Annotated in this window: 27 protein-coding genes; 11 read left to right on the top strand and 16 right to left on the bottom strand. The window is 55.6% G+C overall.

Annotated features, from left to right (window positions below):
- Positions 1-113 precede the first annotated feature (113 nt).
- Positions 114-815 carry a DUF1223 domain-containing protein gene (locus tag AC2FLB_RS02870; RefSeq protein ID WP_142633098.1) on the top strand — a complete coding sequence of 234 codons (702 nt, stop codon included), beginning with the start codon at positions 114-116 and terminating at the stop codon, positions 813-815.
- Here AC2FLB_RS02870 and AC2FLB_RS02865 read toward each other — a convergent pair whose 3' ends face one another.
- The 4 genes from AC2FLB_RS02865 to purB all read right to left on the bottom strand — a co-directional run bounded on the left by AC2FLB_RS02865 (position 816) and on the right by purB (position 5,039).
- On the bottom strand, positions 816-1,739 hold the full coding sequence (locus tag AC2FLB_RS02865; RefSeq protein WP_142633100.1) for a lysophospholipid acyltransferase family protein: 924 nt from the start codon (positions 1,737-1,739) through the stop codon (positions 816-818).
- Positions 1,740-1,845: 106 nt separating this feature from the next.
- Positions 1,846-2,937, bottom strand: coding sequence for a flagellar motor switch protein FliG (locus AC2FLB_RS02860; RefSeq protein ID WP_496692357.1), 1,092 nt, complete (start codon positions 2,935-2,937; stop codon positions 1,846-1,848).
- Positions 2,938-3,006: 69 nt separating this feature from the next.
- Complete coding sequence (locus AC2FLB_RS02855) at positions 3,007-3,552, bottom strand: tetratricopeptide repeat protein (RefSeq protein WP_281971903.1); 546 nt, start codon at positions 3,550-3,552, stop codon at positions 3,007-3,009.
- 182 nt (positions 3,553-3,734) lie between these two features.
- Positions 3,735-5,039, bottom strand: a complete 1,305-nt coding sequence (purB, locus tag AC2FLB_RS02850; protein WP_142633106.1) for an adenylosuccinate lyase — start codon at positions 5,037-5,039, stop codon at positions 3,735-3,737.
- 89 nt (positions 5,040-5,128) lie between these two features.
- Between purB and AC2FLB_RS02845 the strand changes: the two genes are divergently transcribed.
- From AC2FLB_RS02845 to AC2FLB_RS02825, 5 genes are all read left to right on the top strand, one after another.
- Positions 5,129-5,461 (top strand): hypothetical protein, encoded by a 333-nt coding sequence (locus AC2FLB_RS02845; protein ID WP_496708574.1) that lies wholly within the window; start codon positions 5,129-5,131, stop codon positions 5,459-5,461.
- Positions 5,458-5,880 (top strand): DUF6314 family protein, encoded by a 423-nt coding sequence (locus AC2FLB_RS02840; protein WP_496708573.1) that lies wholly within the window; start codon positions 5,458-5,460, stop codon positions 5,878-5,880. Before AC2FLB_RS02845 ends, AC2FLB_RS02840 begins: the two co-directional genes overlap by 4 nt.
- A 75-nt stretch (positions 5,881-5,955) precedes the next feature.
- Positions 5,956-6,543 (top strand): biotin transporter BioY, encoded by a 588-nt coding sequence (locus AC2FLB_RS02835; RefSeq protein WP_142633110.1) that lies wholly within the window; start codon positions 5,956-5,958, stop codon positions 6,541-6,543.
- A 136-nt stretch (positions 6,544-6,679) separates the two neighbouring features.
- Entirely contained in the window at positions 6,680-7,237 is a 558-nt protein-coding gene (locus tag AC2FLB_RS02830) for a hypothetical protein (protein ID WP_496692354.1), read from the top strand.
- A 10-nt stretch (positions 7,238-7,247) separates the two neighbouring features.
- Complete coding sequence (locus tag AC2FLB_RS02825) at positions 7,248-7,586, top strand: hypothetical protein (RefSeq protein ID WP_496688465.1); 339 nt, start codon at positions 7,248-7,250, stop codon at positions 7,584-7,586.
- A 6-nt stretch (positions 7,587-7,592) separates the two neighbouring features.
- On the opposite strand, the gene AC2FLB_RS02820 is transcribed toward AC2FLB_RS02825, so the two are convergent.
- Positions 7,593-8,807, bottom strand: a complete 1,215-nt coding sequence (locus AC2FLB_RS02820) for a bifunctional alpha/beta hydrolase/OsmC family protein (RefSeq protein ID WP_496692352.1) — start codon at positions 8,805-8,807, stop codon at positions 7,593-7,595.
- 232 nt (positions 8,808-9,039) lie between these two features.
- Here AC2FLB_RS02820 and AC2FLB_RS02815 point away from each other — a divergent pair, with 232 nt between their 5' ends.
- Positions 9,040-9,222, top strand: a complete 183-nt coding sequence (locus tag AC2FLB_RS02815) for a hypothetical protein (RefSeq protein ID WP_496692351.1) — start codon at positions 9,040-9,042, stop codon at positions 9,220-9,222.
- A gap of 4 nt (positions 9,223-9,226) precedes the next feature.
- Here AC2FLB_RS02815 and dddP read toward each other — a convergent pair whose 3' ends face one another.
- The gene (gene dddP, locus AC2FLB_RS02810; protein ID WP_496708572.1) at positions 9,227-10,570 is read right to left on the bottom strand and encodes a dimethylsulfonioproprionate lyase DddP; all 1,344 of its coding nucleotides are present in this window, start codon (positions 10,568-10,570) and stop codon (positions 9,227-9,229) included.
- A gap of 122 nt (positions 10,571-10,692) precedes the next feature.
- Between dddP and AC2FLB_RS02805 the strand changes: the two genes are divergently transcribed.
- A complete protein-coding gene (locus AC2FLB_RS02805) occupies positions 10,693-11,436 on the top strand; it encodes a heme-dependent oxidative N-demethylase family protein (RefSeq protein ID WP_496692349.1) in 744 nt (247 codons plus the stop codon).
- A 37-nt stretch (positions 11,437-11,473) separates the two neighbouring features.
- Here the strand turns inward: AC2FLB_RS02805 and AC2FLB_RS02800 are convergent, their stop codons facing one another.
- The 5 genes from AC2FLB_RS02800 to AC2FLB_RS02780 form a co-directional block, all read right to left on the bottom strand.
- The gene (locus AC2FLB_RS02800) at positions 11,474-12,388 is read right to left on the bottom strand and encodes a hypothetical protein (RefSeq protein ID WP_246097123.1); all 915 of its coding nucleotides are present in this window, start codon (positions 12,386-12,388) and stop codon (positions 11,474-11,476) included.
- A gap of 197 nt (positions 12,389-12,585) precedes the next feature.
- On the bottom strand, positions 12,586-13,374 hold the full coding sequence (locus tag AC2FLB_RS02795) for a lytic murein transglycosylase (RefSeq protein ID WP_496692348.1): 789 nt from the start codon (positions 13,372-13,374) through the stop codon (positions 12,586-12,588).
- A 65-nt stretch (positions 13,375-13,439) separates the two neighbouring features.
- On the bottom strand, positions 13,440-14,084 hold the full coding sequence (locus tag AC2FLB_RS02790) for an MSMEG_1061 family FMN-dependent PPOX-type flavoprotein (protein WP_496692347.1): 645 nt from the start codon (positions 14,082-14,084) through the stop codon (positions 13,440-13,442).
- Between the two features lie 105 nt (positions 14,085-14,189).
- Positions 14,190-15,596: a type I glutamate--ammonia ligase gene (glnA, locus tag AC2FLB_RS02785; protein ID WP_142633127.1), complete on the bottom strand. Its 1,407-nt coding sequence runs from the start codon at positions 15,594-15,596 to the stop codon at positions 14,190-14,192.
- A gap of 35 nt (positions 15,597-15,631) precedes the next feature.
- Positions 15,632-15,970: a P-II family nitrogen regulator gene (locus AC2FLB_RS02780; RefSeq protein WP_142633129.1), complete on the bottom strand. Its 339-nt coding sequence runs from the start codon at positions 15,968-15,970 to the stop codon at positions 15,632-15,634.
- A 169-nt stretch (positions 15,971-16,139) separates the two neighbouring features.
- Between AC2FLB_RS02780 and AC2FLB_RS02775 the strand changes: the two genes are divergently transcribed.
- The 3 genes from AC2FLB_RS02775 to tig all read left to right on the top strand — a co-directional run bounded on the left by AC2FLB_RS02775 (position 16,140) and on the right by tig (position 20,838).
- On the top strand, positions 16,140-17,927 hold the full coding sequence (locus tag AC2FLB_RS02775) for an NAD(P)H-hydrate dehydratase (RefSeq protein ID WP_496692346.1): 1,788 nt from the start codon (positions 16,140-16,142) through the stop codon (positions 17,925-17,927).
- 271 nt (positions 17,928-18,198) lie between these two features.
- On the top strand, positions 18,199-19,323 hold the full coding sequence (locus AC2FLB_RS02770; RefSeq protein ID WP_496708571.1) for a porin: 1,125 nt from the start codon (positions 18,199-18,201) through the stop codon (positions 19,321-19,323).
- 183 nt (positions 19,324-19,506) lie between these two features.
- Positions 19,507-20,838, top strand: a complete 1,332-nt coding sequence (gene tig / locus AC2FLB_RS02765) for a trigger factor (protein ID WP_271948081.1) — start codon at positions 19,507-19,509, stop codon at positions 20,836-20,838.
- Positions 20,839-20,935: 97 nt separating this feature from the next.
- Here the strand turns inward: tig and AC2FLB_RS02760 are convergent, their stop codons facing one another.
- The 5 genes from AC2FLB_RS02760 to rpsR all read right to left on the bottom strand — a co-directional run bounded on the left by AC2FLB_RS02760 (position 20,936) and on the right by rpsR (position 24,273).
- Positions 20,936-21,793 carry an acyl-homoserine-lactone synthase gene (locus AC2FLB_RS02760; protein ID WP_142633135.1) on the bottom strand — a complete coding sequence of 286 codons (858 nt, stop codon included), beginning with the start codon at positions 21,791-21,793 and terminating at the stop codon, positions 20,936-20,938.
- A 97-nt stretch (positions 21,794-21,890) separates the two neighbouring features.
- Entirely contained in the window at positions 21,891-22,592 is a 702-nt protein-coding gene (locus AC2FLB_RS02755; RefSeq protein ID WP_185956601.1) for a helix-turn-helix transcriptional regulator, read from the bottom strand.
- Between the two features lie 191 nt (positions 22,593-22,783).
- A complete protein-coding gene (locus AC2FLB_RS02750; RefSeq protein ID WP_281994455.1) occupies positions 22,784-23,260 on the bottom strand; it encodes a transglycosylase SLT domain-containing protein in 477 nt (158 codons plus the stop codon).
- A gap of 152 nt (positions 23,261-23,412) precedes the next feature.
- Entirely contained in the window at positions 23,413-24,033 is a 621-nt protein-coding gene (gene rplI / locus AC2FLB_RS02745) for a 50S ribosomal protein L9 (protein ID WP_142633139.1), read from the bottom strand.
- A gap of 12 nt (positions 24,034-24,045) precedes the next feature.
- On the bottom strand, positions 24,046-24,273 hold the full coding sequence (gene rpsR, locus AC2FLB_RS02740) for a 30S ribosomal protein S18 (protein WP_005608650.1): 228 nt from the start codon (positions 24,271-24,273) through the stop codon (positions 24,046-24,048).
- Positions 24,274-24,281 lie beyond the last annotated feature (8 nt).

Raw genomic sequence — 24,281 nt, 5'->3', positions numbered from 1 at the left:
TTGCACACATTTTTGCGTAAACCTTGTGTCACCGGTCTCAAGAAACCTTGATTGGTGCTTGATCAGCGTTCCGTCTAAACCAGTAATGCACCCCATGAAACCCGAGAGCAAACATGTTCAAATCTGCAACCGCAACCGCGTTGGCATCCCTGTTCCTGGCTACTTCGGCCATTGCAGAAAGCGGACCCGTAGTGGTGGAGCTGTTCACCTCGCAGGGATGTTCGTCCTGCCCCCCGGCTGACCGAATCATGCACGATCTGGCCAATCGGGATGACGTCATCGGGTTGGCGTTGCATGTAGATTATTGGGACTATATCGGATGGGAGGATGAATATGCCGACCCCACCCATACTGAGCGTCAGCGCAGCTATGCCGGAAATTCCGGGCGTACGGTGATCTATACGCCTCAGATGGTAGTTAATGGTCAGCAGGATATTGTAGGGGCAGATACGGCAAAGCTGGATTACCTGATCGGCGACCATTCCAAGGCCGCTCCGCTGGCGTCGGTTTCGGCCTCACGTACAGGAGATAACGTAACTGTCGACGTTTCCTCGATCAGTTTGCCACCGGATCAGGTCTATGACATCCGGGTGGTGCAATACACGCCAATGCGCCATGCTTCGATCCGGCGCGGAGAGTTGGCCGGACAAGAACTGGATTATGCCAATGTGGTCGAGGCCTGGACAGTAGCCGGGCAATGGGACGGGACAGCGCCTAAGACCTATAAGGTATCTTTGACGTCAGATTTGCCGGCCGTTGTGTTGGTGCAAGGGGTTGGCCATGGGCCGATTATTGCGGCAGCACGCGTTCGCTGATCAGGGCATGTCTTTGGCTTGGACGCCTAGCCCGTTCCAGGTTTTCCAGCGACGATGAATCCAGAACCACTGACCCATATGCTGTCGGACAACCGCCTCGAGGTCATCATTGGTGAACTGGGTCATCGTCTTTGGATCCGTATGTGGGACCGGTTCGTGCAGGATGATTTCGAAATCAACCCCATTGGGCTGACGCACCGCATAGCACGGAATCAGGACGGCTTTGTATTTCATTGCCAGTTCAGCATTCAAAACCGACGTCACGGCCGGTTTGCCGAAAAAAGTCAGCTCTTCCCCGCCATGTGCGTGCAGGTCTGACACAATAGCGATGATCCCGCCTTTTTTGAGTGTCCGCACCATTTCGACCATCCCGCGACGGCCTTGTTCGAACATCGGGGCGCCGGTTTTGTAGAACGCATCGACATACATGTCGTTGAAGTAGGGGTTCGCCATTCGACGGTAGAGGCAGCCAATAGGCTGACCGCTGCGTTCTTGAAGGGCGATACGCGCGGCCAGGTAATGGCCGAAATGCGCAGTGATCATCATCACAGGTCGCCCCTCCGCCAAGGCGGAATCAAAGGCGGCAAGACCCGTACCCGTGACTTTGGCAAAGCGTTGGCGTTCTGTGAAATCCTCGGGCGAGAAGTGCTCCATGATCGCGCGCCCGGCGTTGTCAGGAACGGCCTTGCAGATGCGTTTCACTTCGGATTCAGTCAGGTCCGGGCAGGTGAGTTTCAGATTGCTGCGTACTCTTTTCGAGAACCCGACCAACGGTGCAAGGTTTCTCGCTATGGCGCCCATTGTGGCAATGCGTGTCTCATAGGGCAGCAACCGTAACGCTTTGATAACGCCTTTCAGGAACATGCCGGATACATAGTATTTGCCAAGCTCGGACCTGCTTAGTTCAGACTTTTCAACGGGCATCAGAAGGTCTCGGCGTCTGTTGTGAATTGCCGGGTCAGACATACAAGCCGATCGCGGTAACCACAAGCTTTCTGCTCGGCCAGAGATTTAGGCGCGCTTACTCTCTTTATTCGTCACCGTCATCATCCCGGAGCGTGATGGTTCCCTCATCGACAAGTGTCCGGATGGCGCCAATGATCTGGGTCATCGCCTCCTCGGCATCGGGTTGTTTGATTTTTCCGACCTCATCCATTTCTTCGCGCAGGTTTTCGGCCATACGCGACGACATGTTGGACAACAGGTAGTCAACCGATGCCCTGTCTCCTTCCGTTTCTGCACCGGCGAGCGCTGTAACCAGGACGGGTTGTTCCACACCGCGTAGAATGGTCGGTACATCGCGGGGCAGAATGCGAGACGGAATATGGGCGAAGGTAAAAATGGATTGGCGAACTATGGTGGCAAAATCGGCGTCTTCTTCTTCTAATGCGCTCAGCAGGCCGTCCCGGGTCGAGGCAGCGGACTGATTCAGTATCGCGCCAACGCGGGCACCCGGTCCGTCGGCAAACGCTGTGGCAGGGCGCTGATCCATCTGAGCCGCCAGCGACCATCCGATCCGCTCGACGGCCTCTGGGCTGACATTTGCTGTTTTCGAAACCGCATAGGTAATACGCCGAGCAACTGGGCCGGGAAGGTGCCCTAGCAGTTGCGCAGCTTTGGCGGTTTCAAGTTTCGATAGCATCACGGCCGCAATCTCAGTGCTTTCGGCCTGCGCCATTTCGGCCAGATCTTCTGTAGGGATCTCTCGCAATCGCTGCCAAGGATCGCCGATCTGGCGTATGCCGGCCACTTTACGCAAACGCGCCGCAGTTGCCGGGGCGATTTTGCCGTTCACCACATCCAAAGCGCCCGCCAGACCATGTGGAAAGGACAGGCCAACACTGTCCAGCGCATCTGCAAATTCACCGGCAACTGCGTCCAAGGTAACCCGGTCGACAAGGCCCATTTTGCCCAGTTGGTGGGTTAGCTTTTCCTGTAAATCGTCGGGGAGCTCTTCCAGCGGAATGTCCGCCCCATCATTCAGCAAGAGACGCACAACCACCGCCGCCTTTTGTCGGCTGCTGAGGCTGCGGGCCACCAAGCGAAGGTCGTCATCGTTTTCTTTGGCCAGCTGGGCAGAAGCCCCCGGGGCCACCTGTACCAATGTGTTTGTGTTCTGCATCTGCCTGCGGTGCCAATGTTCCTGTTCCACAGGCAGATTACAGAGAGTCGGGTAAAGAAAGGCTGAAGCTTAGTAGTTGTAGGTCAGTCCGGTGCGGATCGCCTCGCGCAGGGAAACCTCTGCCCAGGTTCCTTCGCCGCCACGTGCTTTGATTTCACGCCACTGCGCAATCGCCAGATCAGTTTTACCCTCGGCGACAAAGCCTTGCGCCATATAGGAACGTGCCAGGATATTGTCGGGATTTGCGTTAATTGCACCTTCATAGAACAGGTTCGCCAGTTCCAGCTTGCCCATCTTCCGATAGGTAAATCCCCAATAGGTCAAGACGCGATCGTCATTCTGGTCCATCACGCGCAGCACGCCTTGGGCGTTTTTGAACTGCCCGTCATAGGCCAGTTCACGCACGGCGTGGTACAGCTGATCCTGAGTGAAATTGGTGTTGCTGGGCTTTACGCATTTGCCCGCGGCCTCATCATAGACTCGTCCGAACAGACATTTCTTGGTGGTGTTTGTTGTTTTTGGCGGCGTCGATCCCCCGCCGCCACCTGCGGCATGAACCATGGGGGCAAATGTAAGGGCCTGAATTGCAATAACCGAAGCTAGGATGAGGCGCATAATTGGTCTCCGTTCGTAGGGCTGCTCAGAATAAGCATAGCGCGTTCTATACAAAAGCTAACAACTGATCGCGCGAATTTATTCACAAGTTTGAAAGCTCGACCAATCTTGACGTAACCAGACAAAGAAAAACCCGCACAAGATCATTGTGCGGGTCTGTATTGCGTGAGCTTGACGAAATTTTACTCGCCAAACACCCGGGCAAAGATCGTATCGACATGTTTGGTGTGATAGCCGAGATCGAATTTCTCTTCGATCTCCTCCTTGCTCAACGCGGCGGTCACGTCAGTATCCGCCAGAAGTTCTTCTTTGAAGTCTGTGCGGTGTTCCCAGACCTTCAACGCGTTGCGTTGAACCATAGCATAAGCCTCTTCCCGGCTGACCCCTGCCTGCGTCAGCGCCAGCAGAACCCGCTGGCTCATCACTAGACCGGGGAACTTGTTCATGTTCTCCATCATGTTCTCGGGGAAGATCAGCATTTTGTCGATCACGCCCGTCAGTCGAGCCAGAGCAAAATCCAGTGTGATCGTGGCGTCCGGCCCAATCATGCGTTCTACCGAGGAGTGTGAGATGTCGCGTTCGTGCCAGAGCGCCACATTCTCCATCGCCGGGATCACCGCCGCGCGCACCATGCGCGCCAGCCCGGTCAGGTTCTCGGTCAGTACAGGGTTCTTCTTGTGCGGCATCGCCGACGACCCTTTCTGCCCCATCGAGAAGAACTCGGCCCCCTCAAGAACCTCGGTCCGCTGCATGTGACGGATTTCAATGGCAACGTTTTCGATGCTGCTGGCGATCACGCCCAACGTGGCAAAGAACGCGGCATGGCGGTCGCGGGGGATGACCTGCGTGCTGATCGGTTCGGGCACCAGTCCCAGCTTGTCGCAGACATGCTCTTCGACCTGAGGGTCGATATTGGCAAAGGTGCCGACCGCGCCGCTGATCGCACCTGTTGCAATCTCGGCCCGTGCGTCGCGCATGCGGGATAGGTTGCGATCCATCTCGGCATAGAAGCGCGCGAATGTCAGGCCCATTGTGGTGGGCTCGGCGTGGATGCCGTGGCTGCGGCCGATGCGGACAGTGTCCTTATGTTCGATCGCGCGGCGTTTCAGAGCGGCCAGCAAACCTTCGAGGTCGGCGATCAGGATGTCGGCAGCGCGGGTCAGCTGAACGTTGAAACAGGTATCCAGCACGTCCGAGCTGGTCATGCCCTGATGCACGAAACGCGCTTCATCACTGCCGACATGCTCGGCCAAATGGGTCAGAAAAGCGATGACATCGTGTTTGGTGACGGCCTCAATCTCATCAATGCGGGCCACATCGAATTCCACATCCTTTGCCTTCCACACGGCATCGGCGTTTTCACGCGGTATCACGCCCAGATCGGCCATGGCGTCACAGGCATGGGCCTCGATCTCGTACCAGATGCGGAACTTCGTCTCGGGCGACCAGATGGCGACCATGTCGGGGCGGGAATAACGTGGAATCATTGGCAGCGGCACCTTTTTATGATTTGGCAGAGGTCGTTGCGGCGCGGTTTAAACCCAGCCGCCCTACGGAACAAGGCGCGAGTGCGGTGATGAGACGGTTTGCCCTGATTTTATCCCTTTGGCCTGGTGTTGCGGCAGCGACAGAGTTCTGGCCGCTGACGGGTGATGAAATTACCGAAGCCTTGTCGGGCAAAAAACTAACTTATGGCGACGGCATCTGGCAAACATTCGACCAAAGCGGGGTGACCCATTATTTTTCGGGTCGTCCCAGCACCGGAAAGTGGGCCGTGCAGGGCGATCAGTATTGCTCGGTTTGGCCGCCTTCGGATATCTGGGCGTGTTATGATGTTCTGCAAAGCGGTGTCATCATTCGATTTATTGACGACGCAGGCGAGATCACAGACGGGTATTATCCCGAATGACCTTTCCAAACGAACTGACCGACTTCGAAGGGGACTGGAGCCTGTCACGCACCATTCGGGATGCGCGGGCCGGGCAGGTGGTTTTGGCCGATGGCTCTGCGCGATTCACAAGGTCCAAAGACGGTCTGATCTATGACGAGACGGTAACTCTGCGCATTCCGGGCCAGCCCGAGATGATGGGAACGCGTCGCTACCTGTGGCACGACAAGGGCGACAGGGTTGTGGTGCATTTTGATGACGGGCGTTATTTCCACGCTCTCAAGCTGGGCCAGGCGCAGGCTGCGGATCACCATAATTGCCCGCCGGACAGCTATGACGCAGTCTATGATTTCTCGGGCTGGCCCTGCTGGAGGGTCCGTTGGACCGTGTCCGGCCCCCGGAAATCATACGAAATGAATACGGAATACATGCTGCGGTAGCGTAATCATCTTGCAGATGCGGCGCTGACAGGGCATTCCTGTTGCAGAATCTCGGTCCGTTTAGGGAGAAACAACATGAATGCGAACGTATTGGCCAATGCATTTGGCCCTCGTGAAGGGACGGCGCTGCGCGTCAAACAGGTGGTTTTGGTTGCTTTGGGCATCGTTGCCTTGGCAGTCGCCGCCAAGATTAAAGTGCCGATGTGGCCGGTTCCAATCACCATGGGTACATTTGCGGTTCTGACTATCGGCACCGCCTATGGCGCACGGCTGGGTCTGGTAACCATGATGGGCTATCTGCTGATCGGCGCGCTGGGCTTTGACGTGTTCGCGGGCTCTTCGGCTGAAAAATTCGGCCTTACTTACATGATGGGTGGCACAGGCGGCTACCTGGTCGGATATGTGCTGGCAACCCTGATGCTGGGTACGCTGGCCGCGCGCGGCTGGGACCGTTCGGTCGTGAAAATGGCGCTGGCGCTGGTACTGGCCAACGTTCTGATCTATGTCCCCGGCCTGCTGTGGCTGGGCCAGCTCTATGGCTGGGACCAGCCGATCCTGGCATGGGGCCTGACACCATTCCTGGTGGGTGATGCGATCAAGCTCGCGCTGGCCGCGCTGCTGATCCCCGGCCTGTGGAAGCTGGTGGGCGACGCCCGCACCTAAACCACAGTCAACCTGGTTGACATGAACCGCGCCCGGAGCGATCCCGGCGCGGTTTTTTGTTGCGCCAACAAGAGGCTGGACAAAACCGGTCGACACAGTTCAAGCTGTAGCAATAGAAACAACAGGTTATTCAGATATGCCTAATCTATTGAGGGCTGTAACCCTTTCCTGCGCGGTTGTTTGCGCCGGGGCAGGGAGTGCAAAAGCCGAAACACCGATCACCTATACTGATGAAGGGCGCGCCTTGTTCAGCTTTGCGGTACCAGATTTTTGGTCGGTTCGTACTGGCGGCCCGCGTGAGGTCGATGACACCGAGCTGAACGATCCCCGCGCGGTTGCCCGGGTCATGGGGATCAAACCGGTAACGGATGACAGCGTATGGATTGGATTTGTCTCGCCATCTGGTGTGTCATCCATCGACGGTGGCCTGCGATACCTTCAGGATATCGACAAGTTTCTGGTCAAAGATCCGATCGTTTCGGAAACAGTCGCAACCCGGATCGGAGGTCTGCCAGCGCGGGTTATCCGCGGTACCGGCACCCGTGATCGGCGGGGGATAAATTTCACGGCCACAGTGATTGACTTGCCGCGTGATCGCGTGGCTGTCGCAGTGGCCGTATTAAGAGACGGCGCCGACCCTGGCTATGTGGACGACCTGAATGCCGTATTCGCGTCATTCCGGTCGCTTCAGTGAGGAGGTTTGGATGACTCGTAAGCTGATGAAACGGTCGATCGCCGCGCTGGTATTCGGTTTGACCAGTATCACCTTGTCTGCCTGCGACGGCGTGACGGTTGGTGTGGGATACGGATATGATCCGTTCTATGACTCGATGCTTTGGAACGACTACTATCACGACGTTGATGTGGACATTGATGTAAATCGTCCACCGCAGGGTAAGCCTCCGGTCAAACCCAAACCTCCGGTCGCCAAGCCCCCGGCGCGCCCACGCCCCCCTGTCGCCAAGCCCCCGGCACGTCCACCGGTTGCCCGGCCGCCAGTTGCCCGGCCGCCTATTCACCGCCCGTCACCGCGGCGGCGCTGATGCGGATCACGACAGCAATTCCGTCGTGATTTTCGCTGTTCCTTCAAGTGTCCTGTGAACAGGGCACTTGTCGGCGATTTCAAGCAGACGTGCGCGCTGATCCTGATCCAAGGGGCCCTCGAGCCGGATTTTGCGGCGGAACAGATCGACCTTGTTGTCAGTGATCAGACCCGCATCCTGTGCGTGGACCTTGTTATGGCAAACATCGACAGTGATGCCTGTTAGTGGCCAGCCCTTGCGCCGCGCATACATCCGGATTGTCATCGAAGTACAGGCTCCCAGACCCGATGACACAAAGCCATAGGGCGACATACCGCGGTCGGTGCCTCCATATGAGGCCGGTTCGTCTGCTACAACATGATGCTTGGGGCCGGACTGAATGTCTTGCTGGAATCCGTTGGGATCGGCCTCAGTCACCCGCACTACGCCTTCGGGCGCACCCGGTGGTGGGGCAGGCGGGCGCAGCACCACATAGCGCGTAACCCAAGCCGCTATTACATCTGCAGCATATTCCGCATCCGCCGCGCGTGTAATCAGGTGATCAGCGTCGTCCAGCGTCACGAAGCTTTTGGGATGTTTGGCTGCCAGAAAGATCGCGCTTGCATTGTCGATACTAACCGTTTCGTCGCGTGGCGCATGAAGTATCAGCAGCGCGGCCTTCAAATCCGCAATCGCAGGGGTTAGCGCGGATTGGGCGATATCTTCGACGAACGCTTTGCCAATACGGAACGGGCGACCACCCAAAGTGACCTCGGCCGATCCCTCTTGTTGGATTTCCGACAGTGCGGCGTCGAAATGGTGCGAGACATGCCCTGGATCGGCAGGTGCGCCCAGCGTCACAACGGCCTTAACACTCGAAATACCAGCTCGGGCGCGCAGAACCGCTGCCCCTCCGAGAGAATGCCCGACCAGCAGAGACGGGGACATGTTCCGTCCAGCCAGATACCGTGAGGCGGCAATCAGATCCTCAACATTCGAGGTGAAGGTGGTGTTTGCAAATTCGCCGTCTGAATGACCCAAGCCTGTGAAATCAAACCGCAATACCGCGATACCCATCGCTGCCAGACGGGCTGCGATCCTGCGCGCGGCCGGGATATCTTTTGAACAGGTAAAGCAATGGGCAAACAATGCCGTAGCAAGGACAGGCCCGTCCGGCAGGTCGAGGCGTGCAGCCAGTTGGTGGCCGTCGTGACCGGCAAAGGTGATGCGTTCGGTGGGCATGGCAGTTCCTTACGTCATGAGGTGCCTCAATATTGTGGCTGCCAGCGAGGGGTCTCAACCCCTATGTAAGAAGCGTCACGGGAAGGTGAGACTGGGTCAGGGGCCGGCGGAGCTCTGGTGCGATAGATTGCATCAACTTTTGTGATGCATTCCCAATCAAACATTCACTTTAATAAAGCGAACGCCACCCTCATCTTGAGCCTGTCGAACACAACCAGCCACGGAGGCAACAATGGTACATCTCACTTCTCAGCCACATGGCACAAATCTTCGAGTAGATTTACTGATCGCTATCGCCGTAACTGCGGTCGTCAGTTTTGCCGCGGGTCAGAACTGGACACAGCCGACATCTTTTGCCAGCACCGAAATCGAGGACTGGCATGGGAACGTCAAACGGTCAAACTGGCCGAACTGAAGGGTCAGGCCAGCCCCATAAGCTGTGGGTCAAAGGGATAGGTGGACAGGTTTTCATACCCATCCTCAGTGATCAGAACCTGATCTTCGAGTTTGATTGAGAAATCTGCACCTATCTCGCCAACCGCGGCTTCGACGCACAGAACCATGCCCGGTTCCAGTTGGTAATCGTAGGCACCTGCAACGGCCTTGTCCGGATAGGCGACCAGAGGCCACTCGTCACACAGGCCAACGCCGTGCATCAGGCAGCCGTATTTCTGGTCCTGAAACTTGCTATCCAACCTATGGCTGTTGGCGGTCAGTTCAGGGATCATAACGCCGGGTTTCAGCATCTCCATATTTGTCATGATATGCTCATGCGCGTGCTGCATGGCATAGACCATATCCGGGCGGGGTTTCTCGTCCCCGATCCACCAAGTGCGCGAGATATCGATGCAGATGCCGTAAGACCCGATCAAATCGGTATCGAAGGCGATGATTTCATTCTTTTGCGTGATCCGGGGACCACATTCCTGAAACCACGGGTTGGTGCGTTGGCCCGAGGCCAGCAGGCGGGTTTCGATCCATTCCCCGCCGCGCCGGATGTTTTCGGCATGCAGAATGGCCCAGATGTCGTCTTCCGAGGTTCTTCCGTCTCCGACATTAGCGCGGGCAAATGCCTCCATCTCGGCCACCGCGGTCTCGCAGGCGTGGTTGGCACATCGCATCGCCAGAATTTCGTCCGGGCCTTTCACGGCGCGGGACTTTTCAGTGACTTCCTCGCCTTCCATGATCTCGAACCCCTGGGCCTCAAGGGCGCGCAAACCGTGCAGCATGATCTTGTCCACAGCCAGCCGCTTGTTACCGCCGCCATGCGCATCAATCAGCGCCCGCACTTCGTTCGAGAGTACATCCGCGGCAACATCGACCTTGTCGCCGCGATCGAAATAGAACAGGTCGGCGCCCGACCGCTGTTCCTTCACTAATGGGTTGAATTGGCTTAGAAAAGGTGAGTTTTTATAGTCCCAGATCACCATATACCCGTCGGCACATAACAGCACTGCGCGGAAGGGGTTATGCGTGTTCCAGAGCTGCATGTTGGTGCTGTCTGTGGCGTATCGAATGTTCAGAGGATCAAACATCAACAAGCCACCATAGCCACGATCAACGATGGCCTTGGTCAGACGTTTCCACCTATACTCACGCATCCTCTCAAGGTTCGGCAAGGTCAGGCCGGCGGCTTCCCATTCGGCGAAGGCCAGCTGTGTGGGGCCGATCTCGATCCGGTCCAAATCATTGGGAGTGCCGTCCCCAAGCGCTGTGCCTTTGGTGGGGTCGATCTTGCGGATATCTCTATGGTGACGGTTCATAGTAGCCCTCCCTGCCTGTCTATCGAGCGTGAAGAAGCATTCTTTCAGCGTCTTGATAATTTGCGACCGCCATCCGTCGCTTTTTGACCGACAAGTCGAAGTACCGATGTTAGGTCGGGCTCATGACGACCATTTTGCAGACCTCTACTCCCTATGATCCTTTGAAACCCCGCCCGCTGCCGGGTATTCAGCCCGCCAGTATGGAAACTTGGTTGCATCAGGACGAAGCGTTCGCGGCCCAGATGGAATATCGGGAAGCGTTGCTGAAAGAGCGTCACGCTGATGTTCTTGCGCTGGCGCCCGAAGCCGAACCCGCCGCACAAGAAGTCTTGGACCTGGTGTTGCAATATGCGTATCCCGGATGCTCAGACCTCGTCACGAGAGCCGATGGGCAGAAGGTCCAGATTGATCGGCAGGCCCCAATGGAAACCCTTTGCAGACTGGTGCAGGAGGATATCTGTATCTTGCAAAAGCAAGGGGACGAACATGTTTTGACTGGCGCGGTTTTGTGTTTTCCAGCCAGTTGGCGACTGTCAGAAAAATTAATGCGTCCCCTGATCGACATCCATGTACCGGTCAACAGCTACGACGAAAGCATCGCGCGCCGTGTCCAGCGGTTGTTTGATGGAATTCAGCCCGATAAGCCGCTCTGGCGGTTTAATGCGCTGTGGTATGAGGATGCCGATCTGCATCAGCCTCGAAGCGCTACAGAACCGCGCGAGGTCAGTTCACCCGGAGCCGCGTGCTATTTGCGCAGCGAGCGGCAAACATTGTTGCGGCTGCCGAAAACGCGGGCTGTGGTTTTTTCGATCCACACCTATGTTCTTGAGGCTGGAAGCCTTCGCCAAAAAGAAAACCCCACCTGACGGCGGGGCTTCCTAGGAGGGTCTTATTGGAATTAGTCTACATGCCTAAAGCAGTTGCCACACCGGCAAAGGCACCGCTGGTGCTGAGCGCTGATATTGCAACCGAATAGGCAAGTACCTGAGTATTCAGGCGGAAATCTTCACCTCGGATCAGGTTGACGGCAGCCATCGAGGCCGCGATCGGGACCGACACGCTGGCCACGGCACCCGTAAGTCCCCAACTGGTAAGTCGCAGGATATCATTGGGTTTCTCGTGGTCGAGGGGGGGAGTGTCGGTCCGATCATCCGGTTTCTGCTCGATCGGTTCTGTCCGAAAAGCAATGCTAAGCAACTGCTCGTCTGACAGCTGGATTGGCCGCGCATGTGAGGTCTGCGTTTTGTTTCTTGGCTCATCCAGATCTTCTGTCTCCGTTAATTCAAGACCTGCAAACGGCCCGGAAACGGATTCGAAAATTTGTTTTCTGTCCCGCTGTTTAACGGGCGCCAGAGTGTCAAAAGCACTCATGAATTGTTCCATGGTCAGGACTGTATTCGGAGACAGCCATTCCACGCGCTGAGTCGCACAGATATCAACCATACGATACAGGATCACAACAAGCATAAGCTCCGAGATCTCGCTGTCGTCCAGCAAGGCGGAAACAGGGGTAATTGTGACCGTCAACCGGTTTTCGGGCAGGGTCACCCGGGGTTTCGAGACGGTCCTCAGACCGGCCGCACGGTCCCGCCGTTCAAACCGGTCTTCTGTTTCAGCCAGTTGGGTATCCAGCGTAAGGCGCACAAGGTACTGACTTGAGACGATGCTCGCCTCGGTCGTGTTCAAGATCGTTTTGCGCTCAACAAGATGGCCGTAATCTTCCAGGGTCGCCGCCACGATGGCACCAAACCGCTCGATCGCGCCATTGGTCTTGCCTGTGAACTGCAGGCCGCCGTGATAGCTGTGCTTCGGAGTCACTGCGCATTCCTTTGTGCATTCCGTCAGATGACTCAAATTATCAACAGATAAGGGAAAGAATTGGGCGGAAATGGAAAAAAATGAGAAATCGGCAAGATTGATTACGCATTGGAAACCTAGGCATTTTAAGGGCTATTTAGCGTCTGTGGCGACAATGTGTCTGAATTGCGGTCGCCCTACATGACAGACCGACACAATCATCCGTCGATTCGAGCAGCCATGATTGCGATGGATTCTTGGTACACCGTCGCGGCATTCCACTGTTGAATGACCGCAAAATTCGGTTGGCCCGGTTGATATCCGCGTCCGGGCTTCCAGCCCTTTTTACGCAGGAAATTAGCGGTCGAGGCCAGCGCATCGGTCATATTGTAGAAATCGACCTGACCGTCACCCGTGGCATCCACACCGTATTCCAGGGCATTGCCCGGCAGAAACTGTGTATGTCCCAGCTCACCATGCTTGGCACCAACAGTGTTGGTCGTAATGCTGCCTTGATCGACCAGCTTCAGTGCTCCGATAGCGTGGGGGACGAAGAACTCGGATCGGCGACAATCATAGGCCAAAGTGGTTATTGCTGACACAACCTGGCTGTCACCCATGAAATTTCCAAATCCTGTTTCCATTCCGTGAATAGCGATCAGAACGCCTGCTGGCACCCCATACTGGCGCTCGAGCGTCGCATAGAACTGAGGGTTCCTGGCTTTGCGCTTACGGCCCTGCGCTACGATGGTATCCGCGCCGCGGATCTGCATGAATTTGTCCAGCGAGTATTTAAAACTCTTTTGGTTTCGGTCCGCGGCAATGGTTCGGGTGGCGTATTGGCTTTGGCTCAGCGCCTGCAATCCCTTCTTTTTTACTCCCGCGCGCCGAGCTTGCTTTGCGAAATCCCGCTTCCAGGTCTCAAATCCATTTCCGGTGTTGCCACAGGGAGCCGCTGCCGCAAAGCCAGGTAGAGAAATTGCCAAAATAAGAGCAAGCCGAAGCATCTTGTAATCCGATCCAATGAAATGACAGGGGCAGCCTAGGCAGGGAAGCCGCACACGAAAAGGGGTTAATAAAGGTCGAGTTCCCCGGTGCCCTTCAGGCTATCAAACCATTCATCCGGCGTTTTGTCGATTTTGGCGTGCTTGACCATCATGGCGTTCATATTGGGAAGCCCTGATGAATCTGGCCAGTTTTCAGGTTGCCACATATCCGACCGGATGACGCATTTAGGGCAATGTGCAAAAGCGGTCTCGATATGAATCATAAGGGCTAGCTTAGGCGCGCGATTATTCACTGCCATACTGTTCAGCAAGTCCGGGTCAATACATATGCGCGCGGTTCCTCGGATGCGCAAAGTCTCCAACTTGCCAGGCACTAGGAAGATCACACTAACACGCGGGTCCTGTATTATATTGTGAAACGTGTCAGTCCGCTTGTTGCCTGGGCGGTCGGGAATGGCGATCAGAGTGTCTGAGATCAGCCGAACAAACCCTTCGGGATCCCCACGAGGAGAAATATCCAGATAACCACCCGGATTGGCCGAAGCTATCAGGCAGAAGGTCGACTTGGCGATAAAGTCGCGGCACATGCCGTCCAGCGCGGCTTGTTCCTTGGCGATGATCTGGGGAAGGGGCGCGCCGGTGATGCGCTCCAGTCCCTCTTTCGAAGTGACGAAATCCGAGAACGGGGCGAATGCGGTTTCGGCTGACATGCGATCTCTCCTAACCGGGGTAATGGCAAGTGTGAAAGATCGGGCCAAACGAAACAAGGGGCGCCCGATGGACGCCCCTATAGAGTTATCGTCGAAAATGCTGGATTAGCAGCTGTAATACATGCCGTATTCAACCGGATGCGGCGTGTGTTCGTAGGTTTCGACTTCGTCCATCTTCAGTGCGATGTAGCCGTCGATCTGGTCTTTAGTGAACACGTCGCCCTGCAGCAGGAAGTCGTGATCCGATGCCAGGGCTTCCAGAGCTTCACGCAGTGAACCGCAAACCGTCGGGATGTCGGCCAGCTCTTCGGCCGGCAGATCGTACAGGTTCTTGTCCATGGCTTCGCCCGGATCGATCTTGTTCTTGATGCCGTCCAGACCAGCCATCAGCAGCGCGGCAAACGCCAGGTAGGGGTTTGCGGCCGGATCAGGGAAGCGAGCTTCGACGCGCTTGGCTTTCGGGCTTTCGGTCCATGGAATACGGACACAACCCGAACGGTTACGAGCCGAGTAAGCACGCAGGACGGGGGCTTCAAATCCGGGGATCAGACGCTTGTAGCTGTTGGTCGCCGGGTTGGTGAAGGCATTCAGTGTCTTGGCGTGCTTCAGGATACCACCGATGAAGAACAGTGCCTCGTCCGACAGATCAGCATACTTGTCGCCAGCAAACAGAGGCTTGCCGTCCTTCCAGATCGACATGTTCACATGCATGCCGGTACCGTTGTCGCCTGCGATTGGCTTCGGCATGAAGGTCGCCGATTTGCCGTATGCATGCGCCACGTTGTGGATGATGTATTTGAACTTCTGCAGCTCATCTGCCTGTTTGGTCAGGCTGTCAAAGATCAGGCCAAGCTCGTGCTGGCACGACGCAACCTCGTGGTGATGCTTGTCGACCTTCATGCCCAGACGCTTCATGGTCGACAGCATTTCCGAACGCAGATCCTGGGCTTCGTCGATCGGGTTGACCGGGAAGTAACCGCCCTTAACCCCCGGGCGGTGGCCCATGTTGCCCATTTCGTATTCGGTGTCGGTGTTCCAGGATGCATCAGTTGCATCAACTTCGTAAGATACTTTGTTGATGCTGTTCGAAAAACGCACATCGTCGAACAGGAAGAATTCTGCTTCTGGGCCCATATAGGCCACGTCGCCGATACCGGTTGCTTTCAAGTAGGCTTCGGCTTTCTGGGCGGTGCCGCGCGGGTCACGCTCATAAGCTTCACCGGTGTCGGGCTCGACAACTGAGCAATGCACGCAGATGGTTTTCTCTGCGTAGAACGGATCGACATAGGCGCTGTTGGTATCGACCATCAGTTTCATGTCCGAGGCTTCGATGGACTTCCAGCCAGCGATGGAAGAGCCATCGAACATGAAGCCTTCTTCGAGGAAGTCTTCATCTACCTGATCGGCCACCAGGGTGACGTGCTGCAGTTTGCCGCGCGGGTCAGTGAAGCGGACGTCGACATATTCGGCGCCTTCGTCCTTGATTAGCTGAAGAACTGCGTCCTTGCTCATTCTCTTGATTCCTCTGAATTGAAGATTTGGTCTTGTTACAGTGCGTCCGAACCGGTTTCGCCGGTACGGATGCGAATTGCTTGTTCGACGGGTGAGACAAAGATCTTGCCGTCGCCGATCTTGTCGGTTTTGGCGGCGGAAACGATGGCTTCGATGGCGGCATCGACCAGATCGTCGTCCAGCACAACCTCGACCTTCACCTTGGGCAGAAAGTCGACCACATATTCCGCGCCGCGATAAAGTTCAGTGTGACCTTTCTGACGGCCAAACCCCTTGACCTCGATCACGCTGAGGCCCTGGACTCCGACGTCCTGCAGCGCCTCTTTCACTTCGTCCAGTTTGAACGGCTTGATGATCGCTTCGATCTTCTTCATACCGGGCTCCCTTTAACTCTTGTCAGGATGGCACTGACCACGTCTAAGATCGGGCGGCAATGTGAATGAGAAAATGGCGATGCCGGGTTGCATGGAAATTGGATGGCCGGTGAAATTTTGAACAGTTTGCACAAAAAATAGTCGAAATTGAATCGCGCGAGGGTTCAGCATGACAGACTTACTGACTGCAGCACAGATGCGGGCGATCGAACAAGCGGCCATTGAGTCCGGTGATGTGACCGGTCTTGAGCTGATGGAACGGGCTGGGCAGGGTGTTGTCGAGGCGATTTTCGAGGAGTGGCCAGAGTTGGACAAGCGAGGGGCCAGCCCCTCGCGTTCCCTGACGTATCCGCGGCCAGATGAAGAGGATCCGTTGCGGGCAGTTGTCTTGTGTGGGCCAGGAAACAACGGTGGGGACGGGTTCGTCGTGGCCCGGCTTTTGCGGGAGCAAGGGTGGGAGGTCGCGGTGTTTCTGTATGGTGACCTAGAGAAGCTGCCGCCGGATGCGCGGGTGAATTATGAGCGGTGGCTGGAGCTGGGGGAAGTTATACCTCTGACTGAAAAGGACATGCGCAAGGGTGGTTCTGCCGATCTTTACGTTGATGCTCTGTTTGGGACGGGGCTGAAGCGCGGCTTGGACGGAGAATTGTTCAAGGTCGTTCGGCATCTTTCTGGTGTGAACGGGGAGCACTATACCGACCGCCTGGTCAGCATAGATGCCCCATCCGGCTTGTGTTTGGACAGTGGGCGGGTGTTGCATCAAGAGCCATTGAACCTATGGCCTCGCGAATTTTTGGACGGTGTACCCGCAGAGATGCGAAACAAGGTAGCTCCTGCGGGCGGCGCGCGTGCATTGCATGACCGTTTTGCTTGGTTGACAGTGTGTTTCGACAGCCCAAAGCCTGGGCATTTTCTGGCGCAAGGACCGGATTTGTGTGGCAAGCTTGTTGTGAAAGACATCGGTATTTCCACACAGCGTTGCCGCTTTAACGGTGAACCATACGACAGTGCGTTCACATTAGGTCCCAAGCCTTTTCGCAGGGCGAGCCGACCTGCTTTTCTAACCCTTGCCGAGGCACCTGGCCGCGTGAAGGACGAGCGAACATGGGTTGGGTTGCCGCTTTATCGCTTGCCCAAATTCAAACAACAACACAAGTATTCCCATGGACATGCGCTGATCCTGTCCGGTGGTTCTGGCAAGACCGGCGCGGCGCGATTGGCGGCGCGGGGTGCTTTGCGGATTGGGGCCGGGTTGGTGACATTGGGTGTTCCTCCGGCGGCACAGATGGAAGTTGCGGCGCAGGTAACCGCGATCATGTTGCAGCGGGTTGAAGATGATAATGCACTGTCGGAAACCCTTGAAGATGAGCGCTTGAATGCTTTGTGTCTTGGCCCCGGTTTAGGTCTGGAGCGAGCACGGCATTTGGTGCCTGTTGCCTTGGCCTCAAAACGAGCGACAGTTCTGGATGCGGGCGCACTGACGGCGTTTGCAGACGACCCGCTGACGTTGTTCGACATGCTGCATGACGGTTGCGTGTTGACCCCGCACGGGGGCGAGTTCGCGCGGCTGTTCCCGGATATCTCGGAAAAACTGAAAGCGGTTCCCATCAAGGGTCCGGCCTATTCCAAAGTGGACGCCACCCGAGAGGCTGCCAGGCGGGCAGGGTGCGTGGTTTTGTTCAAGGGACCCGATACCGTGATTGCGGAGCCGAACGGGCAATGCTCAGTGAATTCGGCCGTTTATGAACGTGCGGCGCCCTGGTTGGCGACAGCCGGGGCCGGGGACGTGTTGGCGGGGTTTATCACCGGGTTGCTGGCGCGGCGGTTCTCGTCCTTGCAGGCCGCGGAAACTGCGGCATGGCTGCATGTGGAATGTGCGCGATCCTTCGGGCCGGGGTTGATCGCCGAAGATTTGCCCGAACAGTTGCCACGGGTTTTGCGGGAAGTAGGTCCTTAATCGCCTCGGCGAAAATCCGCCGCTGCAGTATTCGATGTCCCAAAATGAGCGTATGGTGAAATTCAGGTCAGGCGTCAGTATTGCGGCAAGCGGTCTGGGTGACTTGGATGACATATATTCTATCGTTTTGAAGTAGATCAAATTAACACCCTTCAGCTGCGGTTATATTCGCACAAGATGCGTGAGCTGAATGGGCCCGAGACAGGGGATCATAGAGAAATCGCGCACAAGCGAGCAGTGCCCGTAAATAGATCCATTATGGTGAATGACTATGACCCAGAAAGTATCGATAAGCACGATTGCGACTTGCCTGACCGCTGCATCGGCCATCCCAGCAGCGGCGGAGCTTAGATATAACAACAACAGCGGCGGTTATGTTGAGCTGTATGGCCAGTTTAACCCCGTAATTGTCTCAGTTGACGACGGGGATGAGACGGAAACCCGTTTGCTGGACAATGATCTGTCCAACAGCCGTGTAGGGCTGTTTTTGATGCAACCCTACGGTAGCAATGAGTTTACCTTCCGTTTCGAATCCGGTCTGGGCCTGCCGAGCACGGGGAGCGCCAACCAGGATGGGACAAATGCCGATGGTTGGAACCGTGAAGATATTCGGCACGTCGATTTTGCGTTGAAGGGCGGCTATGGTAAGTTTTCTGCCGGGCAGGGCAGCATGGCCTCGGATGGAGCGGCCGAATCCGATCTATCCTATGTTGGCACGGCGCTCTATTCGTTCACCAATGATGAGAATGGCGCCTTCTTTTATCGTGAGTCTGATGGAATGCTAAGCGGCATTACCGTTGGTGACACATCTGATAACTTCGATGGTTCAAGGCGCGGGCGCATTCGCTATGACACGCCAGATTTAAACGGGTTTTCGGCAGCGATAGCCTATGGTCAGAACATCCTGTCCAGCAGCGATGACGATGATTACTACGATGTGTCGGTGTCCTATGGAAATACCTTATCCAACGGGGTGGAGATTGCTGCATCCCTCGCCTACGCCGTGCGCGATTACGATAGCAGATCCGGGGAGAGAAAAGACACAATCGGGTCCGCCTCGGTTCTGCTGCCCAGTGGTTTCAGCGTAACCGCAGCTTTGGGTACAAGAGATGACACTTCCAGCGGTGCCAGTGACCCGAATTATTGGTATGCGAAGCTTGCGTATGAAGACGATTGGGTGTCATGGGGTAAGACTGGTATCGGCATCGACTATTTCGACGGATCTGATTTTTCGATCGACGGCTCGAGTACGAAGGCTTGGGGTATCGCTGTGGTACAGCGCATCGACAGTATCAATACCGATGCCTATTTGAAATACCGTAACCATGATTTCGATGACACCACGAGTTTCGATGACAACGAGGCTTGGGTGCTGGGTGCGCGCTGGAAGTTCTGATCCCGCGAACAATTCCTCAAGAACGCTCCGGCCAGGTCCGGGGCGTTTTTTTGGTCAAATCGGCGGCAAAACAAGGCTGATCCGGGCTTTGCCCCTTGCACGCGGGCGGCTGGGCAAATAGAAGGCCTCAAATTTGCCCGGCGCGCCGTTTTGCGCGCCCCGAATCCTATGGGGACTACCATAATGCAGGTTACCGAGACGCTGAACGAAGGTCTGAAACGCGGCTATAACATTGTCGTATCCGCAGCTGAGTTGGACGACAAAGTTAACGAGAAACTGGTCGAAGCACAGCCTGAAGTCGAGATGAAGGGCTTCCGCAAAGGCAAGGTACCGATGGCACTGTTGAAAAAGCAGTTCGGTCAGCGTCTGCTTGGCGAGGCGATGCAAGAAAGCATCGACGGTGCAATGAACCAGCATTTCGAAGACAGCGGTGAGCGTCCGGCACTTCAGCCTCAGGTGAAGATGACCAATGAGGATTGGAAAGAAGGCGACGACGTACATGTCGAGATGTCTTATGAGGCCCTGCCTGCCATCCCTGAGGTCGACTTGAAATCGGTTGAATTGGAAAAGCTGGTTGTCAAAGCCGATGACGCGGCCGTTGAAGAAGCGCTGGGCAACCTGGCCGAAACCGCGCAGGATTTCAAATCCCGCCGCAAAGGCTCGAAAGCCAAGGACGGCGACCAGATTGTGTTCGATTTTGTTGGCAAGGTTGATGGCGAAGAGTTCGAGGGCGGATCCGCTGAAGACTATCCGCTGGTTCTGGGTTCCAACAGCTTCATCCCCGGTTTTGAAGAGCAGCTGGTTGGCGTAAAGGCCGAGGAAGAAAAAGACGTAAACGTCACCTTCCCCGAAGAGTACGGTGCCGAGCATCTGGCCGGCAAAGACGCTGTGTTTACCTGCACCGTCAAGGATGTGAAAGAACCCGTCGCCGCCGAGATCAACGACGAGCTGGCCACCAAATTTGGTGCAGAAGACTTGGAAGCGCTGAAAGGCCAGATTTCAGAACGTCTGGAAGCGGAATATAGCGGTGCTTCGCGGGCGGTGATGAAGCGTGCTCTGTTGGACGCATTGGACGTGAAGGTTTCGTTTGATCTGCCACCGTCGCTGGTAGATGCCGAGGCCAAGCAGATCGCACACCAGCTGTGGCACGAAGAAAACCCGGAAGTGGAAGGCCACGACCACGATGAGATCGAGCCGACCGACGAGCACAACAAGCTGGCCGAACGCCGCGTGCGTCTTGGCCTGTTGCTGGCCGAGCTGGGCCAGAAGGCAGAAGTTGAAGTCACCGATGCCGAGATGACCCAAGCGATCATGAACCAAGCGCGCCAATACCCTGGTCAGGAACGCCAGTTCTTTGAGTTCGTGCAGCAGAACGCTCAGATGCAGCAGCAACTGCGCGCGCCGATCTTCGAAGACAAAGTCATCGACTATATCGTCGAGCTGGCCCAGGTTGCGGATAAAGAAGTCAGCAAAGACGACCTGCAGAAAGCCGTAGAGGCATTGGAAGAGGAGTAATCCTCTTCTGCCCATAGAATTCTTATGGGCACAAAAAACGGAGCCGTCTGAAAAAGACGGCTCCGTGTGGGTGGCTTTATGCTATGAGGTGAGGGGGTCAGGCCTCATGAGCAAAAGCACGGGGGGTCCTTAGTAGAGCAGTTTTCTGCTCTGGGGTGAACCGATCCGAAACTGCTTCGATCAGGTTCAATACAGCTTCGGCTTCGGCTTTTGTGGTTGCCGAATTCATCTGTTCGACAAAGTATTTTTCCATCTGGCTTAGTGGCTGGTGGTCGTAATTCGCCACACCTGTATCTGCCGGTGTTTTGTTTCTGGCATACAGATCTATTGCCTGCTCGTCCGTCAGGAATACATCGTGCGCGATGTTCGCATATTCCCGAATTCCGGAAATTCTCTCATCTGAGCAGTCCATCAAAGCGGCCATGGCTACGACTTTACCCATGGGCTTAGCACTGCCGAGGTAGTCATAAGGCGCGTTACCGGACCTTTGCAGAACGCGGTTCATAACTGGATCAATCACCGCGATCGAGTCAAGAACGCCAGCCGCTTTGGCATATTCGAAAGAGCCAATCATAACTTCGCTGGTCACATAGGATACAGAATTTTCACCGCGCCCTCGGCCCAGTTTTTTAGTATCGACACAGAACCGGGTGGCTTCCCAGACTTGCGCGCTCCGAATTGGAGGTTCTCCATCCAGGATCGAATGGAAAACATCGGACAGCATATGCGGTCCTTTGGTTTGCAGTAGTCTCATGCACCCGACAACGTCCCCCTCGTCGTCGATGCTGACTACATGTGCTGGATGCAGATCATCGAAGTGGTCGCGCTCGCGCCCATCCTCAATATTGACCTCCCAACCAAGGCGATCGCCGAAAACACGAGCGCGCAGTTTGAACATGTCATCCAAGACATCTTTGAACTTATGTTGATTAATACCATCAATAACGATGATCATTTCCATCCCCCTACAGTCTGGTTACCGTAGGGATTAGGTTAACCAAGAAATAAGCGCAGACTATTAGGGATTTCCCGTAGAAGTGCTTTTTTTTTGATTAACCAGGGGCAATTAGGCCCAGGCCGATCGCACGACCAATAGCCTGTGAGGTGGTCAGTGCGCCCAACTTTTCACGCCCGGACCGCATATGAACTTCGACGGTACGGTGTGAAATAGACAAAATATCACCGATATCTTGTTGCGACTTTCCATCAGCTACCCATTGGAGGATTTCCTGTTCGCGTGTGGACAGCGTGGGCAGGTAAAGAGCTTTGGCCAGCAAGCCGGATTGCATAACAGTATCGTGGGCTTGAACGGCAGCAAGTTGCAGATCACCCATGACATGTTTCTTTAGCTTATCCCATTCGGAATCCGAACAGTCCCGGGTAACGTTTAACAGTCCGCATTCACCATAAGGTCCACGAACAGGAACTGTTAACCCTCTGGAACTAATGCCAAAATCATGGGCGTCACGGAACACCGCGTTGAACTTCTCGTCCTGATCAAAGCGTCCCCAATCAACGGGTGCAATGCTTAGGACAGATTGATAAAGCGTCGGATCGAAGTGATGAAAGCCCTGGCTGCCATAGTGGATTTTCCACTCATCAGGATAGTTTGCATAGCCCTGCACATCACCTTTCACAGGGTTAAAGGTGGCATAAGACGCATAGTCGAAGCCAAGCTCTTCGCAGACGGCGTTTATAACGTCAGCGGCCGACTTCTCTGTGTGGTCGACCGCGGCCAAATCTATAAGTTTCACCTGTCCAACCCTTGTGGCGGCATATCTCTCCCCCAAGACATGCCAGACTTGTCCTTAGGGGTATACGTTGCGTCAACCACAGGGCATTGTGCAAGCAAATTGTTCGCCTTGTGTAGTCATATTGCGATGTAATGGCAACAGAATGGTCCGAAACAGCAAGTCTCAGATGATTCGTTTCGGGGTAAATCCGGTTATTCCGGACGTAGCCCTGTTTCGACCAGCATCCCACGTGCCTTTGCTTCGGGATAGAACCCTTTTGCGTAAAGGAATATGGCGCGTTGCTGGTCCCCGTCGGACAATAGCCAAGCGCCCCGCAGATATTTCCCGGCAAATTCGAGATTTGTGTCTGCATCCAAAAGGCCTTTGGCGTTTCCAGTATACCCCATTGAACGAGCTGTGGCCGGCAGGATTTGCAGCAAGCCATAATAGGGCCGATTCACAGCCCAAGGTCGGTGAGTGCTTTCGCGAATTGCTAGCTTGTGCACCAGTTCGCGCGGCACTTCGTAGTGGTCGGCCCATTTGTTTATGGAGGCCCGCAGTTCCGGTGTTTCGTTGGGATAGAGCGGAGGATCAAACGTGTTCTGGGTTGGGGTATCGGGCCCTCCGCACGCCGCAAAGGGTGCAATTATCAATAATGCCAATACACTGCGGCGCAGAAGAAATGTCATTGATCGTCTCCGAATAGTTATTATGCGATGATAGGAAACCTATTGATGACCGCAAGCAAAGGCCGGGGCCCAAGCTGGATTTCGCCGGGCGGAGGCATAAAAAAGGCCGCACAGATCGTGCGGCCTTTCTTGTTCAATTCGAAACCCGAGGATCAGGCTTTGGCTTCGTCTTCTTCGGCCGAAGCATCCTGAGCAACCAGATCGTCGTCGTCGGAAGCGGCGGAACCGATATCGTCGAACAGCTCGGCGATTTCGAATTCTGCGGCGGCTTCTTCTTCGGCGGCCAGTTCCTGAATCGATTTGCCCGATGCCTGTAGTTCGGCTTCTTCTTGCGAACGGGCAACGTTCATTTCGATTTTCACTTCAACCTCGGGGTGCAGTTTAACTGCGACTGTGTGCAGACCCAGGTCCTTGATCGGTGCGATCAAGGCAATCTGCTTCTTGTCGACGGTGAAACCTGCTTCGGTAGCGGCGTCTGCGGCGTCACGCGGGGTGACCGATCCGTACAGTGCGCCGGCATCCGAGGCCGAGCGAATCACGATGAATTGCTGTCCGTCCAGCTTTTCAGCCAGCGCTTCAGATTCTTTCTTGGATTCCAGGTTGCGGGCTTCAAGCTGCGCTTTCTGGGCTTCGAACGACGCGATGTTGGCGTCCGATGCGCTCAGCGCTTTGCCCTGAGGCAACAGGAAGTTGCGGGCATAACCGGACTTGACGTCAACGACGTCGCCCATCTGACCCAGTTTCGCAACGCGTTCCAGCAGGATAACTTGCATGTCAGTATCTCCTTACTTAACGGCGTAGGGCAGCAGGGCGAGGAAGCGGGCGCGCTTGATAGCACGGGCCAGTTCACGCTGCTTTTTCGCCGAAACGGCGGTGATGCGCGAAGGTACAATCTTGCCACGCTCAGAGATGTAACGCTGCAGCAGACGAGTGTCTTTATAGTCGATCTTCGGCGCGTTCTCACCCGAGAACGGGCAGACCTTGCGGCGGCGGAAAAATGGTTTTGCGGCCATGGTTTAGT

The organism is Ruegeria sp. CDSA236 (genome assembly GCF_059611285.1).
Note: the sequence above shows the minus strand (reverse complement) of the source record. Positions and strands in the feature narration are given on the sequence as shown.

Excerpts from the sequence above, each read along its gene's own strand:
- AC2FLB_RS02815 (WP_496692351.1), top strand. The coding sequence starts at position 9,040 with ATGGTACATCTCACTTCTCAGCCACATGGCACAAATCTTCGAGTAGAT.
- AC2FLB_RS02820 (WP_496692352.1), bottom strand. The coding sequence starts at position 8,807 with ATGCCCACCGAACGCATCACCTTTGCCGGTCACGACGGCCACCAACTG.
- purB (WP_142633106.1), bottom strand. The coding sequence starts at position 5,039 with ATGATTCCACGTTATTCCCGCCCCGACATGGTCGCCATCTGGTCGCCC.
- AC2FLB_RS02860 (WP_496692357.1), bottom strand. The coding sequence starts at position 2,937 with ATGCAGAACACAAACACATTGGTACAGGTGGCCCCGGGGGCTTCTGCC.
- AC2FLB_RS02770 (WP_496708571.1), top strand. The coding sequence starts at position 18,199 with ATGACCCAGAAAGTATCGATAAGCACGATTGCGACTTGCCTGACCGCT.
- glnA (WP_142633127.1), bottom strand. The coding sequence starts at position 15,596 with ATGAGCAAGGACGCAGTTCTTCAGCTAATCAAGGACGAAGGCGCCGAA.
- AC2FLB_RS02835 (WP_142633110.1), top strand. The coding sequence starts at position 5,956 with ATGAATGCGAACGTATTGGCCAATGCATTTGGCCCTCGTGAAGGGACG.
- AC2FLB_RS02805 (WP_496692349.1), top strand. The coding sequence starts at position 10,693 with ATGACGACCATTTTGCAGACCTCTACTCCCTATGATCCTTTGAAACCC.
- AC2FLB_RS02795 (WP_496692348.1), bottom strand. The coding sequence starts at position 13,374 with ATGCTTCGGCTTGCTCTTATTTTGGCAATTTCTCTACCTGGCTTTGCG.
- AC2FLB_RS02790 (WP_496692347.1), bottom strand. The coding sequence starts at position 14,084 with ATGTCAGCCGAAACCGCATTCGCCCCGTTCTCGGATTTCGTCACTTCG.
- AC2FLB_RS02780 (WP_142633129.1), bottom strand. The coding sequence starts at position 15,970 with ATGAAGAAGATCGAAGCGATCATCAAGCCGTTCAAACTGGACGAAGTG.
- tig (WP_271948081.1), top strand. The coding sequence starts at position 19,507 with ATGCAGGTTACCGAGACGCTGAACGAAGGTCTGAAACGCGGCTATAAC.
- dddP (WP_496708572.1), bottom strand. The coding sequence starts at position 10,570 with ATGAACCGTCACCATAGAGATATCCGCAAGATCGACCCCACCAAAGGC.
- AC2FLB_RS02760 (WP_142633135.1), bottom strand. The coding sequence starts at position 21,793 with ATGATCATCGTTATTGATGGTATTAATCAACATAAGTTCAAAGATGTC.
- AC2FLB_RS02825 (WP_496688465.1), top strand. The coding sequence starts at position 7,248 with ATGACTCGTAAGCTGATGAAACGGTCGATCGCCGCGCTGGTATTCGGT.
- AC2FLB_RS02865 (WP_142633100.1), bottom strand. The coding sequence starts at position 1,739 with ATGCCCGTTGAAAAGTCTGAACTAAGCAGGTCCGAGCTTGGCAAATAC.
- AC2FLB_RS02775 (WP_496692346.1), top strand. The coding sequence starts at position 16,140 with ATGACAGACTTACTGACTGCAGCACAGATGCGGGCGATCGAACAAGCG.
- AC2FLB_RS02845 (WP_496708574.1), top strand. The coding sequence starts at position 5,129 with ATGAGACGGTTTGCCCTGATTTTATCCCTTTGGCCTGGTGTTGCGGCA.
- AC2FLB_RS02840 (WP_496708573.1), top strand. The coding sequence starts at position 5,458 with ATGACCTTTCCAAACGAACTGACCGACTTCGAAGGGGACTGGAGCCTG.
- rplI (WP_142633139.1), bottom strand. The coding sequence starts at position 24,033 with ATGCAAGTTATCCTGCTGGAACGCGTTGCGAAACTGGGTCAGATGGGC.
- AC2FLB_RS02750 (WP_281994455.1), bottom strand. The coding sequence starts at position 23,260 with ATGACATTTCTTCTGCGCCGCAGTGTATTGGCATTATTGATAATTGCA.
- AC2FLB_RS02855 (WP_281971903.1), bottom strand. The coding sequence starts at position 3,552 with ATGCGCCTCATCCTAGCTTCGGTTATTGCAATTCAGGCCCTTACATTT.
- AC2FLB_RS02830 (WP_496692354.1), top strand. The coding sequence starts at position 6,680 with ATGCCTAATCTATTGAGGGCTGTAACCCTTTCCTGCGCGGTTGTTTGC.
- rpsR (WP_005608650.1), bottom strand. The coding sequence starts at position 24,273 with ATGGCCGCAAAACCATTTTTCCGCCGCCGCAAGGTCTGCCCGTTCTCG.
- AC2FLB_RS02870 (WP_142633098.1), top strand. The coding sequence starts at position 114 with ATGTTCAAATCTGCAACCGCAACCGCGTTGGCATCCCTGTTCCTGGCT.